We start from the raw sequence: 13,371 nt of genomic DNA, 5'->3' as shown, positions 1-13,371 counted from the left end.
CCCCCATATGTGTCGGATTACCGCATAAACCAGTAGCCAACGATAATACCGATTACCAACATGTTGATGATCGCGGCGATGATGGCCATCGTGTCCATCAGGCTTATGCGCCACTGCCGCTTATCGGTATTTGCAGGATTCGACAACATGGCTTATTTAAATGTGAAATCGACTGTGGCGGTTCCGCCGGCTTCCACCTTGACCTTAGCCTTCTTATTCTTGAGCATGCCATGCCAGACCTTGATCGTGTATGAACCGGGAGGCACGTCACCGATGCTGAAAGTGCCGTCTTCCGCAACTTTGGCGAAATAGGGATTCTTTGCCACAAAAACGAAACCATGCATGAAATCATGGGCGTCACATTCCACTTTGATCGCCGGTCCTCTTTTCATCTTGATGGTATTTGTGACCGTGCCCGGGTCAGGCTGACTGACATTCGTCAGCGTCTTCTTCGGCCCCTTGGCATCGCCTCGAATCAATTCGTAGGTATGGATATTGTGCAACACAGGATCGGAATTGACGGCTGACAGCTTGCTCTTGTTTTTCATAACCTGGAGAAATGGATTGAACTCACACCCCTTCTGATCGATGCTGGCATCACCCACATCTGCCGGGAAGGGTTTGCCCTCCTTGACTTTCTCAAGGTAGACCACGGTATCCATCAAGTGACCGTTGTTGACACGCACATAGTCTATTTTGCGCTGACCGGTTCCGCAGACATCATTATCCTTGGTGATGCTGTATACCTTCGGATCCTTATCCTTGCCGGCAAATTTCACACTGCCTGTAATCGTCCCGCCATTGCTCACCGCACCCTCTTTATAGGCGGCCGCATATCCAACATTCGATACTGCACAGAGGCCGGCCAAACTAATGCCAACAAGTAGTTGTTTCATGGATTATTCTCCTGGTTTCGATCCTGGTGTCAGGCAGCCTGATCCGGCTGCCGCCGGTCAGGTTTGAGTATCTCTTCAATCATTTCAATGAACACACTGCGTTTAACACTATCCTCGGCTGCCCTGAGTTGCACGAGCAGGGCTTTGTTAATCATTGATGTGTCAAATGCACGCAACGCCTGACCCACCTGACGTGCCTCCTCACCCGTAAATTCAATGACGCTGGCTATAATCCGATCAACGGCATGTTGCGTTAAGGTTTTGTCATCTGCGGCCGGCAGGATCTTCGCCAAGCCTCTGGTTGCTGCAACCCTAACCCCGATACTGTCGTCACCGAGACAAGCCAATAGTTTTCGCGCCACGCTGGTTGAAGGAAGATCTCTTACCACCATATGTTCCGCTTGCACCGGGTCCAGACTGTCACAACAGAGCCTGGCGAGGCTATGAATTGTTTCAACCCGCACATTGGCCTGCTGATCCTTCAGCGCCTCCGTCAACGGTACCAGCGCAGCTCGGTTGCCAAGCAGGCTTAAACTGCGGGCACAGGCGATTTTCTGCTCCAGATCACCCACTGCCAGTTGGGTGACCAGGGTACCCACTGCATCCATCAATTTAGGATTCTTACGATTACGTTGAGCCATTTCGCCAATCGCTTCAGCCGCTTCCCGGCGTATCAGGTCATCCTGATCGTTCAATGCCAAAATCAATGCTTCAATGGCCTCATCGTCATTCGCTACAGCCAGTGCCCGGGTGCCGAGACGTCTCACATCCTGGTCGGGAGTCATGCGTTTGCTGGCGCGGATTCTTCTCATCTCCGCCTTATTCGCCTCCACCACATCGAGGTATTCCCGAGTTGCCTCATCGATCTCAGGCGCTTCCCGTTGCGGCTTCTCCTGATCAAACATCGAATCGACATTGTCCATGGCGATGGCGTCCAAGGTGGACATGGCGAGCGACACCTCACCGGCCTCGACGATCTGTGCCGGGATATCCGGCAATTTGATCGTATCGGTGATCTCCTGGGGAACGGGCGGCTGATTCGGTAAGTCAGGATCCGCTGACGCATCAGTGAATGTATTCTCCAGGCTGGTATCAAATTCGACTACGACACCATTTTGAACCTCCGTTTCCGAAACCTCAGGCTGGTCCATCCCATCTTCTGCCTGTTCCTTGACCGTAGCATTTTTATCGGGGACGCGAATTGAGCCTTGGACCGCATCAATAACGATGGAAAGTGGACGTATCGTTGTCTGTTTCGGTTGTGACGACTCATCCGCCTCAACATGATGCGTGTCTAATGACATAAGCGTCGTCAACGCTGCCAGTCTGACCGCCTGTTGCGAATCACCCACGGCATTCATCAACACTTCGACAATCGCCTCGGTAACCTGACCAAACCGGCCAATCGACAGGATCGCGTCCCGGCGCACCATCGGGTGACCTTCCCGGTTTCGAGCATGTTCCAACAGTGTTGAAATCGCCTCGGGATCCCCGTTTTCACCAAGCAAACGACAAGCGGCGGCAGCGGATTCGGCATTGTCGTCAAAACTACCGGATACCACGATTTGATAATATTCATGTGAAAGCGGTTTGTTATGAACGCTGGGCATGAGTGCATTCATAACCGTCGCCCTGACCGGGCTGCTGGGATCGTTCAATATCGGCAACAACGTCTCCTGCAGAGCCTTAGATCCGCTGGCCCGTTGCGCCAAATGGGAAACCGCCTTGATTGCGGCGTCACGGACCTCTCCGTTTTGATCGCGTAACAACAATACCAGGGCACTGAGATAACGATCCGCATTCTGGCTTGCCAATGCATGGACGGCTTCGGCCCTCACTTCCGGATCCGGGTCCTGTAGCGAGCGGCCGAGGATCTTGGTGGCCTTTACCAACCGTGTATTTGCCAGAGCACGTGCCGCTCGACGCCGATGGAGTGATTTGATCGATGTGTCCTGCAAGCGTTCTATCACTCGATCGAGACCCATACCGGAAATCGAAACCAGTGCGTTCAAGACCTCGTTTTCGATATCCTGTTGAGCGTCGTCATCGATGAAAGCAACAAGTTCGTCAACCGCCTTCTCGTCACCGGCCATACCCAAGGCCTTCACGGCTTCAAGTTGAATATCCCACCAGGTATCCCAATCACCATCCCATTCCAGACCTTGTGGGCGTTGCGTAAGCACATCAAGCAGCACATCCACGCACTCGGCACTGGCGATTTTTCCCAGTGCAACCGCAACCGTGGAACAAACCTCGCCGCTGTTATCATTTCGCAGTGAATCGATCAGCGCGGGTACAGCGGAGTGATGACCGATCTTTCCAAGTGCTTCGGCTGCATCGACGCAGACGTCCACGTCTTCATCCTTGAGTCTTTCTATAAGGATGGAAACGGCACTGTCACTGCGAAGAACCCCCAGGGTACGCGCGGCATAGCAGCGGTCCGCCTCATCGCCCGATTCAAGCAGTTGACACAATAGATCGACCGTTTCGCTTTGAAGACTCATAGTTATCCAGTTTCTCTTGACCTAGCCTGGCTCCACCAGAGCAAGCAGAATCTGTACCAGCTTGAGAAAAAATGTTTTGCCCTAGTTCCAAGGCTTTACTCTGCCTTGCCGTAGCCATTATTGAATGAATCATTCAATACCGCGGTGATTTCCGGGAGCTGAGGAACGGATCGTTCAACAAGGGATAGATCAGGGAAACCATTCCGCACACTCAGATTCGAGCCGCTGCACCGCCACCGCACGTTGAATTGAACATTTAGTTTCTTGCGCAACGACGCTTTGAACGGATCGTTCAGGATTCACCGCTTATGCACGGGACTGAGGTTTGGCTTCAAGATTGGCGGGATGTCAGTCCCGATTCTGCAGAGTCATGGTAACTATGGAGAGCTACTGCAGTTTATTTGTTTCAGTGATTCATTACACGATCACTGTCAACCAACCGAGAGCCTACCCCGGAAAACGTGGCCCGCTTTTTGCCTTTCTTGCTGGATTAGATGCTTCATAACAAGACATCGGAAATAACATGAGGCAAACCGGAGAGGGGCATGAAAAAAAATTCCACCCACAGCGGTAGCAAATCCTCCGACCCTGACAGCGCTACCTGGGGACCTAAACTCTTCATCGCCGTTCTCATCGCACTTCTGGCTTTTTTTTATTGGCTGCTGATCTACTCGGGCGGTGTCTCCATCGATCATGGCTAGCGTTATAGGCGACTACTAATGCAGACAAACGATAACAACACTCTCCTCAACATGCTGGTTTCGGTCATTATCTCATTTGTCGCTGTACTGGCTTTTTTCTATGGTCTCGATCACCTCATCATGAGTATGCAGGGACTGCCGTTGAACCTCGACCTGTCACCTGCCGGCTGACCATTGAACGGGACCCACGGTCATGCATGATCAAACTCATTCACATCGTCTCGGTCGACTGATGGCATCAAGAAACCTGGGACTTATCTGGTTGCTGGTGGTAGTCGGGTTGTTGCTGTCGTCGGGGACGACTCTTGCCGCTGATGACGCCGACAGACTCAATCGTATCGCTCCGATCGGAATGGTGCAGGTTGCCGGTGAGCCACCCGTTAGCAGAAGTGACTCTACGGTAACGGATGTGGAGGCCGAGGAACAGATTGTAGCTCCGAGACTATCGCGGAGCGATTACCCCGATATCGGAGTCAGCAGTCGCGCCATTGTCTGGATACTGGCGCAATTGCATCTTTTTTTCGGCGCCCTGGTTCTGGCAGTCCCGCTGTTCGTATTGATTATTGAACTGCTGGGCGTTTACACCGGCGACGAACGCTATGACAACATGGCCTATGAGTTCATGAAGATCAGCCTCACCGGCTTCTCCATCACGGCGATTTTCGGCGGCTCACTGGCCCTGGCGTTGTTCCTGCTCTATCCCGATTTCATGAGTTACATGATGCATGTCTTCGGTGCGCAGGTATTGGTCTACGCCATCCTCTTCTTCCTCGAGAGCTTTTTCCTCTACACCTACTACTACGGATGGAACGCCTTCCGCTACGGCAATCGGAAGTGGGTTCATCTCTCCCTGGGGTTGATGTTGAACGCCTCCGGTCTGACGATCATGGTCGTCGCCAACTCCTGGGCCACCTTCATGATGGCACCGTCCGGCGTCAACGAGGTGGGCGCGGTGGTCGGCAATATCTGGGAGATTATGAAGGGGCCGCTGTGGAATCCGGTCAATCTGCATCGGTTTATCGCCAATATCGCTTTCGGCGGTGCCGTGGTCGGCGCTTACGCCGCATTCAAATTCCTCAGCACCAACGATCCCGAAAGACGGGCTCACTACGACTGGATGGGCTACACCTCCAACTTCATCGCCATCCTCGCCTTCCTGCCGCTGCCCTTCGCCGGTTACTGGCTGATGGCGGAGATCTACGCCTACTCCCAGCAGATGGGCATCACTGCCATGGGCGGCATTCTTGCCTGGTTATTCATCGTGCAGGCGGTATTGATCGGCACCATCCTGCTCGCCGGCAACTTCTATCTCTGGGCGGGCATGTCCCGTACCGAGGGCTCCGGCCGTTACAAGGGTCTGATCAAATTCATCGCTGTAGTGCTGGTGGTCTGCTTCCTCATCTGGGTGACGCCGCATACCTTGATCCTCTCCGCTTCAGAGATCTCTCTGCTGGGCGGCAGTCATCACCACATTCTCGGTCCGCTGGGCATCATGCCGGCGAAAAATATCGCCGTGAACCTCATGCTGGTGGTGACCTTCCTCTCTTTTCAGCTCTACCGGCGTTCCGACAAGGTGACCACCGTCGGATGGGCACCCATGGGCAACGCCTTGATGGTATCGATCTATGTGGTCGCGTTTATCAATATCATCTTCCTGGGTGTCTATTACGGTTACTTCACCAACACGGTCTATAAGGTCGGCTCATCGGTGGCGCAGGTCGCCACGACCCTGGTGGTCATCGTTGCGGGTATCGTGATCGACACCTTGATGTTCAAGAATGCCAAGACCCTGCCCTCACACTGGGGTCGAATTCCGGATCGTGCCCAATATGCACTGTTCGCACTGCCGATCGCCTTCACCTGGCTGATGGGACTGATGGGTTACGTACGCTCTTCGGTCAAGACCCACTGGCATGTCTATACGGTGATGAAAGACAACTCACCGGATAACTTCATACCCACCATCGCCTACGCCGGCAATATGATCACGGTGGTCACCATTCTGTTTCTGCTCTGCGTCCTGTTCATGTTCTGGGTGGCCAATCTCAGCACCACCAAGCAGGCCAAACCCACACCTGCCGTTGCCGGAGGTGTGGCGTGAGTGTGCTCTTAAAAACCCTGGGCTTCAGCCTGGGCCTGACGCTGCTCTTTACCCTGGTCACCTATATCCTGCCCCAGGTCGAGGGTGAGGCGCCGGTTGAAAAGGCAGTCGACCTCAGCGCACTGACCATGGATGACTTCATCGCCCTGGGCGAAGATCTGTTCAACAACAAAGGCACCTGCACCCTCTGCCACAAACCGGCGCCGCTGGGACGGGCACCCGATATTCAAGGGGCCGATATGGTCTCCCTGATCAATGAACGTCTCGCCGATGCGAACTATCAGGGAGAGGCAAAAGACGCTGCCGGCTATATCCTCGAATCGATGATCGAGCCCGGCCGTTACGTGGTCCCCACCTGGGGCAAGAAAGGCACCAACGACACCGAATCCCCGATGCCGGCTGTCGATAAGGCGCCAATTGAACTCTCCTCCATCGAAATGGACGCCATCATCGCCTATCTGCAAGCCAAGGATGGCAATGAAGTGACCGTCTCTCTGCCTTCGCCGGAGGAGGCAGAGTCTGTTGCAGGTGCAGAGGCGATAGCCTCGGGTTCTGCAGCACTTCCCACGCCGGCTGCAACCGCAGAAGAGGCGCTTGGAAAATTCGCCTGTAGCTCTTGCCATGCCCTGGACAGCGCAGACACCCTGGTGGGACCGGGTCTGGTCGATATCGGCGCCCGCCTCAGCAAAGAGGAGATCAGACAGAGCATCATCGATCCCAACGCGGTGATTGCCGAGGGTTTCCCGGCGGCCATGCCTGCTGATCTTGCAGAGAAGATGACAGTGAAAGAGCTGGAGTTGCTCGTCACCTATCTGGCGGAGAAAAAATAATGAAAGGGTTCAGGGTTACGGCATTCTGGCAGGCGGTGATTGTCGCTCTTGTCGCTTATCTGCTGTTCAAGTATGCCTTTCCGCCGGTACTGCCCAAGACACTGATGGTGCAGTACATGGTGATCACCCTGATCGGTATCCTGCTCTACTTCGCCTTCGACGATGAGAAGTGGGAGGAGTTCAAAGCCCCCCTGCTCGCCGCCCTGCGCGATGACAATAAGGCAGTCGTACGCTGGGCCCTGCTCATCGCCACGCCGCTGATCGTCGGCTATACCAGCTACGATATCGTGAAGCCCACCAACGATGCGCCGGTTGAGTTGAGGCAGGTCCATCCGGCACCGCCGGCTTCGCTGAAGGTCTTCGGCAGCAACCATGACCTGGCGACGCTGGAAAATCCGATCCGGGAGGAGATTCTCACCACGCTTGCCGGAGATGAGCAGGCGGGCTGGGATAAGTATGATGAGGTGGTACTCGCCGGCAGGGACATCTACTACCAGAACTGTTTCTACTGCCACGGGGACCTGCTGGACGGCCAGGGACACTATGGACATGGCTTCAATCCGCAACCGATCGATTTCCAGGATCCCACCATCATCCCACAACTCCAGGAGGCCTTCCTGTTCTGGCGTATCGCGACCGGCGGTCCCGGCCTGCCGAAAGAGGGGACACCCTGGAACTCCGCCATGCCTGTCTGGCATGAGATGCTCTCCGAAGAGGAGATCTGGCAGGTCATCACTTTTATTTTCGACTACAACGGCCAGGTGCCCCGTATCTGGGACCCGGAGATTTCCAAACAGGTCACCGGCATGAAGGATCGGGTGTTGGCAAAGCGCAACGACATGATGGGCAAGCAGCTCTATCAACTCCGCTGCGAGGTCTGCCATGGAGAAAGCGGTGCCGGCGACGGCATTGCGGCTGACCTCATGTATCCCAAACCGCGGGATTTTTCCCTCGGGTTGTTCAAATACAAGACCTCTCCGGGCACGCTGCTGCCCCGCGATGAGGATCTGTTCAATACCATCAAATTCGGGCTGCCCGGCACTGCGATGCCCGGCTGGGGTATGAAAGGTCGGGCGCTGTTGAGCGATGCGCAGATCGAGTCGCTGATTCCCGTCATCAAGGGCTTTGACATCACCGTGGCCTGGCCGCCCGAGGAGGCTGAAGATGAGGATTTCGACGATGACGGTTTCTATACCAAGACCGACTTCCAACAGATCACCGAGAAAGAACCCTTGACCGGACAGATTGCCTACAGCGAGGAATCCATCGCCATAGGTAAAGAGGCCTTCATCAAATCTTGCAAGGAGTGTCACGGCGAAGCGGGCCGGGGCAATATCACCTCCGGCAAGAAGCTGGAAGACGACTGGGGCAATCGCATCTGGCCGCGGGACCTGACCAAACCCTGGACCTGGCGCGCCAGCCAATCCCAATCATCCGAGGAGACAGAACGCGACGAGACCGTCAAGGCGATCTACACCCGCTTGTCGATCGGCATCCCCGGCACCCCCATGCCGGCACACCGGGCCATTGAAGAGGGCAATAAGGATCCCGTCAGCCTCGAGGATCGCTGGCATATCGCCAACTATGTCTACAGCCTTCGCTTCAATGGGGTACAACCGGAAGACGGTCCGGTGGTTACCGGGCTGAAACTGGAAGGCGCTCTGCCCGATTCGGTCAACGACGACCGCTGGCAGCAGGCGCCGGCCGCCACACTCCACCTGGTACCCAACATCATCAAAGAAGAGCGGCTGTTCACCCCTTTGAATGATGCCGTGACGGTACGTACGCTCTACAACCAAAAGGAGATCGCCTTCCTGCTGGAAGTGAATGACCGTACCGAAAGCCGTCCCGGCATCGACTACTTTACCGATCTGCAGGATGAGAATCTCGAAATGCACCCTGATGCGGTTGCGATTCAGTTTCCCCATGAAACGGCCTATGTGTCGACGCCGATGGTGGAGAAGCCGCTCTATCGGCATGGCGACAAGACCCACAACACCACCATCTGGTACTGGAACACAGGCAGTATCGATCCGCCTCGTGAGCCTGCAGGCATGCTGCTGGATGGTAAAGGGCCCAATCAAAAACTCGCGATGCGGCAAGATGACAAGAGCCTCGCTGCCAGCGGGAGCTGGAAAGACGGTCAGTGGAGAGTACTCATGAAGCGACCCCGCGATGCGGGCAATGGGGACCTGGTCTTCAACGAAGGCACTTTCATCCCGGTCTCTTTCGCCAACTGGGATGGCAGCAACGGCGAGATCGGCGCCAAACATACGCTGACCACCTGGTACTGGCTTGTGCTGCCGCCAGAACTCGATACCGCTAAGGTCTATGGGTTGCCCTCAGGCATCGCCGTACTCGTTTTCTGTGCCGGTTTGCTGTTGGTGAGAAGTCAACGAAAATCCGCCTGATAACGATTCACCCGATATCAGGAAAAAAAGCACCTCTATGTATAGACTTCCCCTCTCCAAACTTATTCTGCTGGTCGCTATCGTCTCATCAATGAGCGGACAGGCCGCTCAACAGGATAAAGTGCTAGATATCGGTGATATGCCGTTAGGCGGCGACTTCACACTGCACTCGAGCCAGGGGGAGTTTTCGCTGGAACAGTTGAGAGGACAGGTGGTTTTGCTTTTTTTCGGTTACACCAAGTGTCCCGATGTCTGTCCAACCTCACTCGCCTTTCTGACTCAGGCACTGAATGAACTGACCGACGATGAGTTGAAGTCAGTACAAGGAGTCTTTATCAGTGTCGACCCGAAGCGGGATAGTTACGAAGTTCTGGATGAATACGTCAATTACTTTCATACCAAGCTGATCGGCGTTACCGGCAGCGAAACAGAAATTGCCGCGGTGGCAAAGCTATATGGCGCCCAATACTATGAAGTGGCACTCGAGGATTCCGCTTTCGGTTATGTAGTCAACCACTCTGCAGTAACCTATCTGATCACACCTGAGGGAATACTTCGTTTTGTCTTTCCCCACGAAACACCTCCATCCATTATCCTTGAAGCGATTCGGCACGTGCTGTCGGGAAACTAGCCCGTCGGCTAAAGCGACATTTATATTACCCTAACCGGCCTGGCGCTGACTTAAGGTGGTCTGATAACTGACCAAAAGAGTTCACCGGAAACTGAACAAGCTGAGCAAATTGGGCGGCGAAACAAAGTACCAGTGGAACGAACCATTCAATCGATTCAACCCGGTCAGTTGACTCAGATCAGCAAACCACAAGTAACTTACGGTTTTTTAAAAGAATAAAAAAACGAAAAAAAACTGGCCTGCTTCATGCAATAAATACAAGCGGCTCAGACCGCTTCTGAAGAGAAAAGTTTCAGCGATCTGAATCATCTTTCGGAACACCGATTAAGTAAAACTGACCTGGAGGAAATCCAATGGGTGTACGAGTCACTACAGGGCGCACCCTCCTAGCCGCCGTGATGGGGTTTGGAGTCGCGCTTAGCGCTCAGGCTGCCGAGTATCCGGATATCGGACCACTGCCGCAGCTGAAAATAAATAATGCAAAAGCCGAACTGGGTAAACGCCTGTTCTTCGACAAGCGTCTTTCCGGTGATGCCGCCGTTTCATGCGCCACATGCCATGTACCGGAAAAGGGATACGCCAGCGAAGAGGCGCTCTCTCCCGGTTATCCAGGCAATGGCCATTTCCGCAACGCCTCCTCACTGATCAATGCTGCGCACCGAAAAGTGTGGAACTGGGATGGCCGTATCGGCACCAACCTGAACGATATGACCCGTGAAATGCTCACTGAAGACTATACCATGAACATGGATATGCGGATTATGCAGGAGCGGGTGAAACAGGATCCTGTCTATGTACAGATGTTCAAGGATGCCGGCTACGGCGAACCCTCCAATGGTTCCGTGCGTAAGGCGATCCCCGAATATCTCAAGACATTGACTTCGACCAATGCGCCTTTCGATTCAGGCAAGATGTCCGCCTCGGCCAAACGGGGCATGAAACTCTTCAAGGGTAAGGCGGGATGTATCCAGTGCCACAACGGCCCGATGATGACCGATCAAACAGCACATAACACCGGTGTACCCGAAAATTTCGATGTATTCATGGACCCGATGAATCATCAGGCCTTTATCGCCTTCACCATGTTTCAGGGGATCCCCAACTATATGAACCTGAAACGCGATCCCGGCTATTTCAATGTCACATTGCTTGAGGAAGATATGGGTAAATTTGTCACTCCTTCCCTGCGTGAACTGAAAGACTCCGCACCCTATATGCACAACGGCATGATCAAGACCCTGGCCGGTGTTGTTGATTTCTACAATCAGGGTGGTGGCAAAGACAGCAGAAAAAGCGACCTCCTGAAACCACTGAAATTGAGCGGCAAGGAGAAAAAAGACCTGGTGGCATTCCTGGAAGCGCTTTCCGGTGATCCGTTGACGAGCGACAAGCATGTCTGGAAGCAACCCTATCCGTCAGAGTATGAAGCCATCGCAAACTGGACGGAAGTCCGTAACTAATGGAGGTAATGACCATGCATATCAAGAAAGTTACGCTTAGCCTGGTTGCCACCGCCGTTGCGGCTGTATTTATGGGTTGTCAGGCGACTGCCGGAAAACAGGCTAACGCCGCAGCACCTGATAAGATGCCTGCCGCCAAAATGGCCATGAAGTCTTCTGCGCCTCCCGCATTGGCGCCACTGGGCAAAGCCCCGATCCCACCGGACAACAAATTGACCTCCGCCAAAGTGGAACTCGGCAAACTTTTGTTTTTCGATCCACGTGTAGGCGGTGACGCCTCAACCGGGTGCTCCACATGTCATGAGCCTGAACAGGGCTGGGCCTGGGCGGAAGACTTCTCCCGCGGCTATCCCGGCACGGTTCATTGGCGCAACAGTCAATCCATCATCAACAGTGCCTACTTCCCCAGACAATTCTGGGCCGGCTCTGCCTCATCGAATGAGAAGCAGGCCAAATCGGCTGCCAAGGGTGGTGTCGCGGGTAATGGCGAGGATGACATCATGGAAGCCCGCCTGGCACTCATTCCAGAGTACAGGAAACGCTTCAAAGAGGTGTTCGGCACCGAATGGCCGATCATCGATGATGTCTGGCATGCCATCTCCGCATTCGAACGCACCATGAACACCACCGGTGACTATGAAGTGCCTCTCGATAAGTATCTCAAGGGAGACAAGAGCGCCTTGAGTGAAGAGCAGGTGCGCGGTATGGCACTGTTCAACGGCAAGGCGGGATGCATCAACTGCCACAACGGTGAACTGACCACCGATTCCGATTTTCACAACATCGGCGTGCCTCCGAACAAGCGTTGGGAAGAGGACGGTCTGGCCCAGATCACCTTCCGCTTTGAGCAGTACGCCAAAGGTCAGACTGAAGAGGGTTATCGCACCGCCAAGTCTGACTGGGGATTCTACTACCGCTCGAAGAACAAGTGGGATAAAGGTAAGTTCCGTACCGCACCACTGCGTTACATCGCCTACACCGCGCCCTACATGCACAACGGCGTTTTCTACACCCTGGAAGAGGTCATCGATTTCTATAATCGTGGCGGCGTTGATGAAGAGGGTCGCACAACACTGTTTCCGGAAACCAAAACCAAGCTGATCAAACCCCTTGGTCTAACCGACCAGGAGAAGGAAGATCTGTTGGCGTTCCTGGAGGCCTTCTCCGGTCCTGAGATCGAGATGGAGAAGCCGGAACAACCACCCTATGCTCCTCTGTTCACCCTGGCTGAACTGAAAGCCGCACAGGAGGCAAAATAATGACTGATCTGAAGAAAAAAGATGAGACTGCGGCCGAGCATGGCAAATGCATGTTGAATCGTCGCCAGTTCCTGATGTATTCAGGTTCTGCCGCGGCAGCCGCAAGCACGATCTCAATCAGCCTGTTCCCGGGCCAGGCCCAGGCAAAGGCACGCGTCGTCGGCTACCCACGCAAGCTGGTCGCGAAGCTGAGTCAACTGAAGGACAACCAGCCGTTGGACTTCAACTATCCCGATGACGGTCCCAACACCAGTTGTTTCGTGGTCAAGATGGATGGCGCAAAAGCGGGCGGCGGTATCGGTCCGAAACGGGATGTTGTTGGATTCAGTTACCTCTGCACACATCAGGGCGGCTATCTCACGGGTAAGTATCATGCTGTGGGAGAACACCGAGTTTTAGGCCAGTGCCCATTGCATCTGTCCACATACGATCTGACTCGTCATGGCATCATCGTTTCGGGTCAAGCCTACCAGAGTATCCCTCAGGTCCTGCTTGAACTGGACGGCGATGACATCTATGCCGTCGGCATGATGGGCCTAATTTTCGGCCGTAACGACAACCTGATGGAAGGCTAGGAG

The 13,371-nt window shown here is 54.2% G+C and carries 12 protein-coding genes; 9 read left to right on the top strand and 3 right to left on the bottom strand.

The features are described 5' to 3' along the window. Positions 1 to 17: 17 nt before the first annotated feature. The 3 genes from CODIS_RS21480 to CODIS_RS01045 are packed head-to-tail and all read right to left on the bottom strand — an operon-like array spanning position 18 to position 3,400. Positions 18 to 149 carry a hypothetical protein gene (locus CODIS_RS21480; RefSeq protein ID WP_268805685.1) on the bottom strand — a complete coding sequence of 44 codons (132 nt, stop codon included), beginning with the start codon at positions 147 to 149 and terminating at the stop codon, positions 18 to 20. A 3-nt stretch (positions 150 to 152) separates the two neighbouring features. Continuing rightward, a complete protein-coding gene (locus CODIS_RS01050; protein WP_069120665.1) occupies positions 153 to 896 on the bottom strand; it encodes a carboxypeptidase regulatory-like domain-containing protein in 744 nt (247 codons plus the stop codon). Between the two features lie 29 nt (positions 897 to 925). Further along, positions 926 to 3,400, bottom strand: a complete 2,475-nt coding sequence (locus CODIS_RS01045; RefSeq protein ID WP_069120662.1) for a HEAT repeat domain-containing protein — start codon at positions 3,398 to 3,400, stop codon at positions 926 to 928. Between the two features lie 545 nt (positions 3,401 to 3,945). Between CODIS_RS01045 and CODIS_RS20765 the strand changes: the two genes are divergently transcribed. The 9 genes from CODIS_RS20765 (at position 3,946) to CODIS_RS01010 (ending at position 13,368) form a co-directional block, all read left to right on the top strand. Beyond that, a complete protein-coding gene (locus CODIS_RS20765; protein ID WP_154722960.1) occupies positions 3,946 to 4,101 on the top strand; it encodes a hypothetical protein in 156 nt (51 codons plus the stop codon). A gap of 18 nt (positions 4,102 to 4,119) precedes the next feature. Beyond that, positions 4,120 to 4,272 (top strand): hypothetical protein, encoded by a 153-nt coding sequence (locus tag CODIS_RS20760; RefSeq protein WP_154722959.1) that lies wholly within the window; start codon positions 4,120 to 4,122, stop codon positions 4,270 to 4,272. A gap of 22 nt (positions 4,273 to 4,294) precedes the next feature. Next, positions 4,295 to 6,202: a cytochrome ubiquinol oxidase subunit I gene (locus CODIS_RS01040; RefSeq protein ID WP_069120656.1), complete on the top strand. Its 1,908-nt coding sequence runs from the start codon at positions 4,295 to 4,297 to the stop codon at positions 6,200 to 6,202. After that, positions 6,199 to 7,032, top strand: a complete 834-nt coding sequence (locus tag CODIS_RS01035) for a c-type cytochrome (RefSeq protein WP_069120653.1) — start codon at positions 6,199 to 6,201, stop codon at positions 7,030 to 7,032. The genes CODIS_RS01040 and CODIS_RS01035 overlap by 4 nt, the downstream gene beginning before the upstream one ends. Continuing rightward, complete coding sequence (locus tag CODIS_RS01030) at positions 7,032 to 9,443, top strand: c-type cytochrome (protein ID WP_083220471.1); 2,412 nt, start codon at positions 7,032 to 7,034, stop codon at positions 9,441 to 9,443. Before CODIS_RS01035 ends, CODIS_RS01030 begins: the two co-directional genes overlap by 1 nt. A 37-nt stretch (positions 9,444 to 9,480) precedes the next feature. Beyond that, entirely contained in the window at positions 9,481 to 10,074 is a 594-nt protein-coding gene (locus CODIS_RS01025) for an SCO family protein (RefSeq protein WP_069120645.1), read from the top strand. 353 nt (positions 10,075 to 10,427) lie between these two features. Then, positions 10,428 to 11,534 (top strand): cytochrome-c peroxidase, encoded by a 1,107-nt coding sequence (locus CODIS_RS01020; RefSeq protein ID WP_069120642.1) that lies wholly within the window; start codon positions 10,428 to 10,430, stop codon positions 11,532 to 11,534. A 14-nt stretch (positions 11,535 to 11,548) separates the two neighbouring features. Next, on the top strand, positions 11,549 to 12,793 hold the full coding sequence (locus tag CODIS_RS01015) for a cytochrome-c peroxidase (protein WP_069120924.1): 1,245 nt from the start codon (positions 11,549 to 11,551) through the stop codon (positions 12,791 to 12,793). Beyond that, the gene (locus CODIS_RS01010) at positions 12,793 to 13,368 is read left to right on the top strand and encodes an arsenate reductase (azurin) small subunit (protein ID WP_069120640.1); all 576 of its coding nucleotides are present in this window, start codon (positions 12,793 to 12,795) and stop codon (positions 13,366 to 13,368) included. The genes CODIS_RS01015 and CODIS_RS01010 overlap by 1 nt, the downstream gene beginning before the upstream one ends. Positions 13,369 to 13,371 lie beyond the last annotated feature (3 nt).

Source organism: Candidatus Thiodiazotropha endolucinida (assembly GCF_001715975.1).
Classification (GTDB): domain Bacteria; phylum Pseudomonadota; class Gammaproteobacteria; order Chromatiales; family Chromatiaceae; genus Thiodiazotropha; species Thiodiazotropha endolucinida.
Note: the sequence above shows the minus strand (reverse complement) of the source record. Positions and strands in the feature narration are given on the sequence as shown.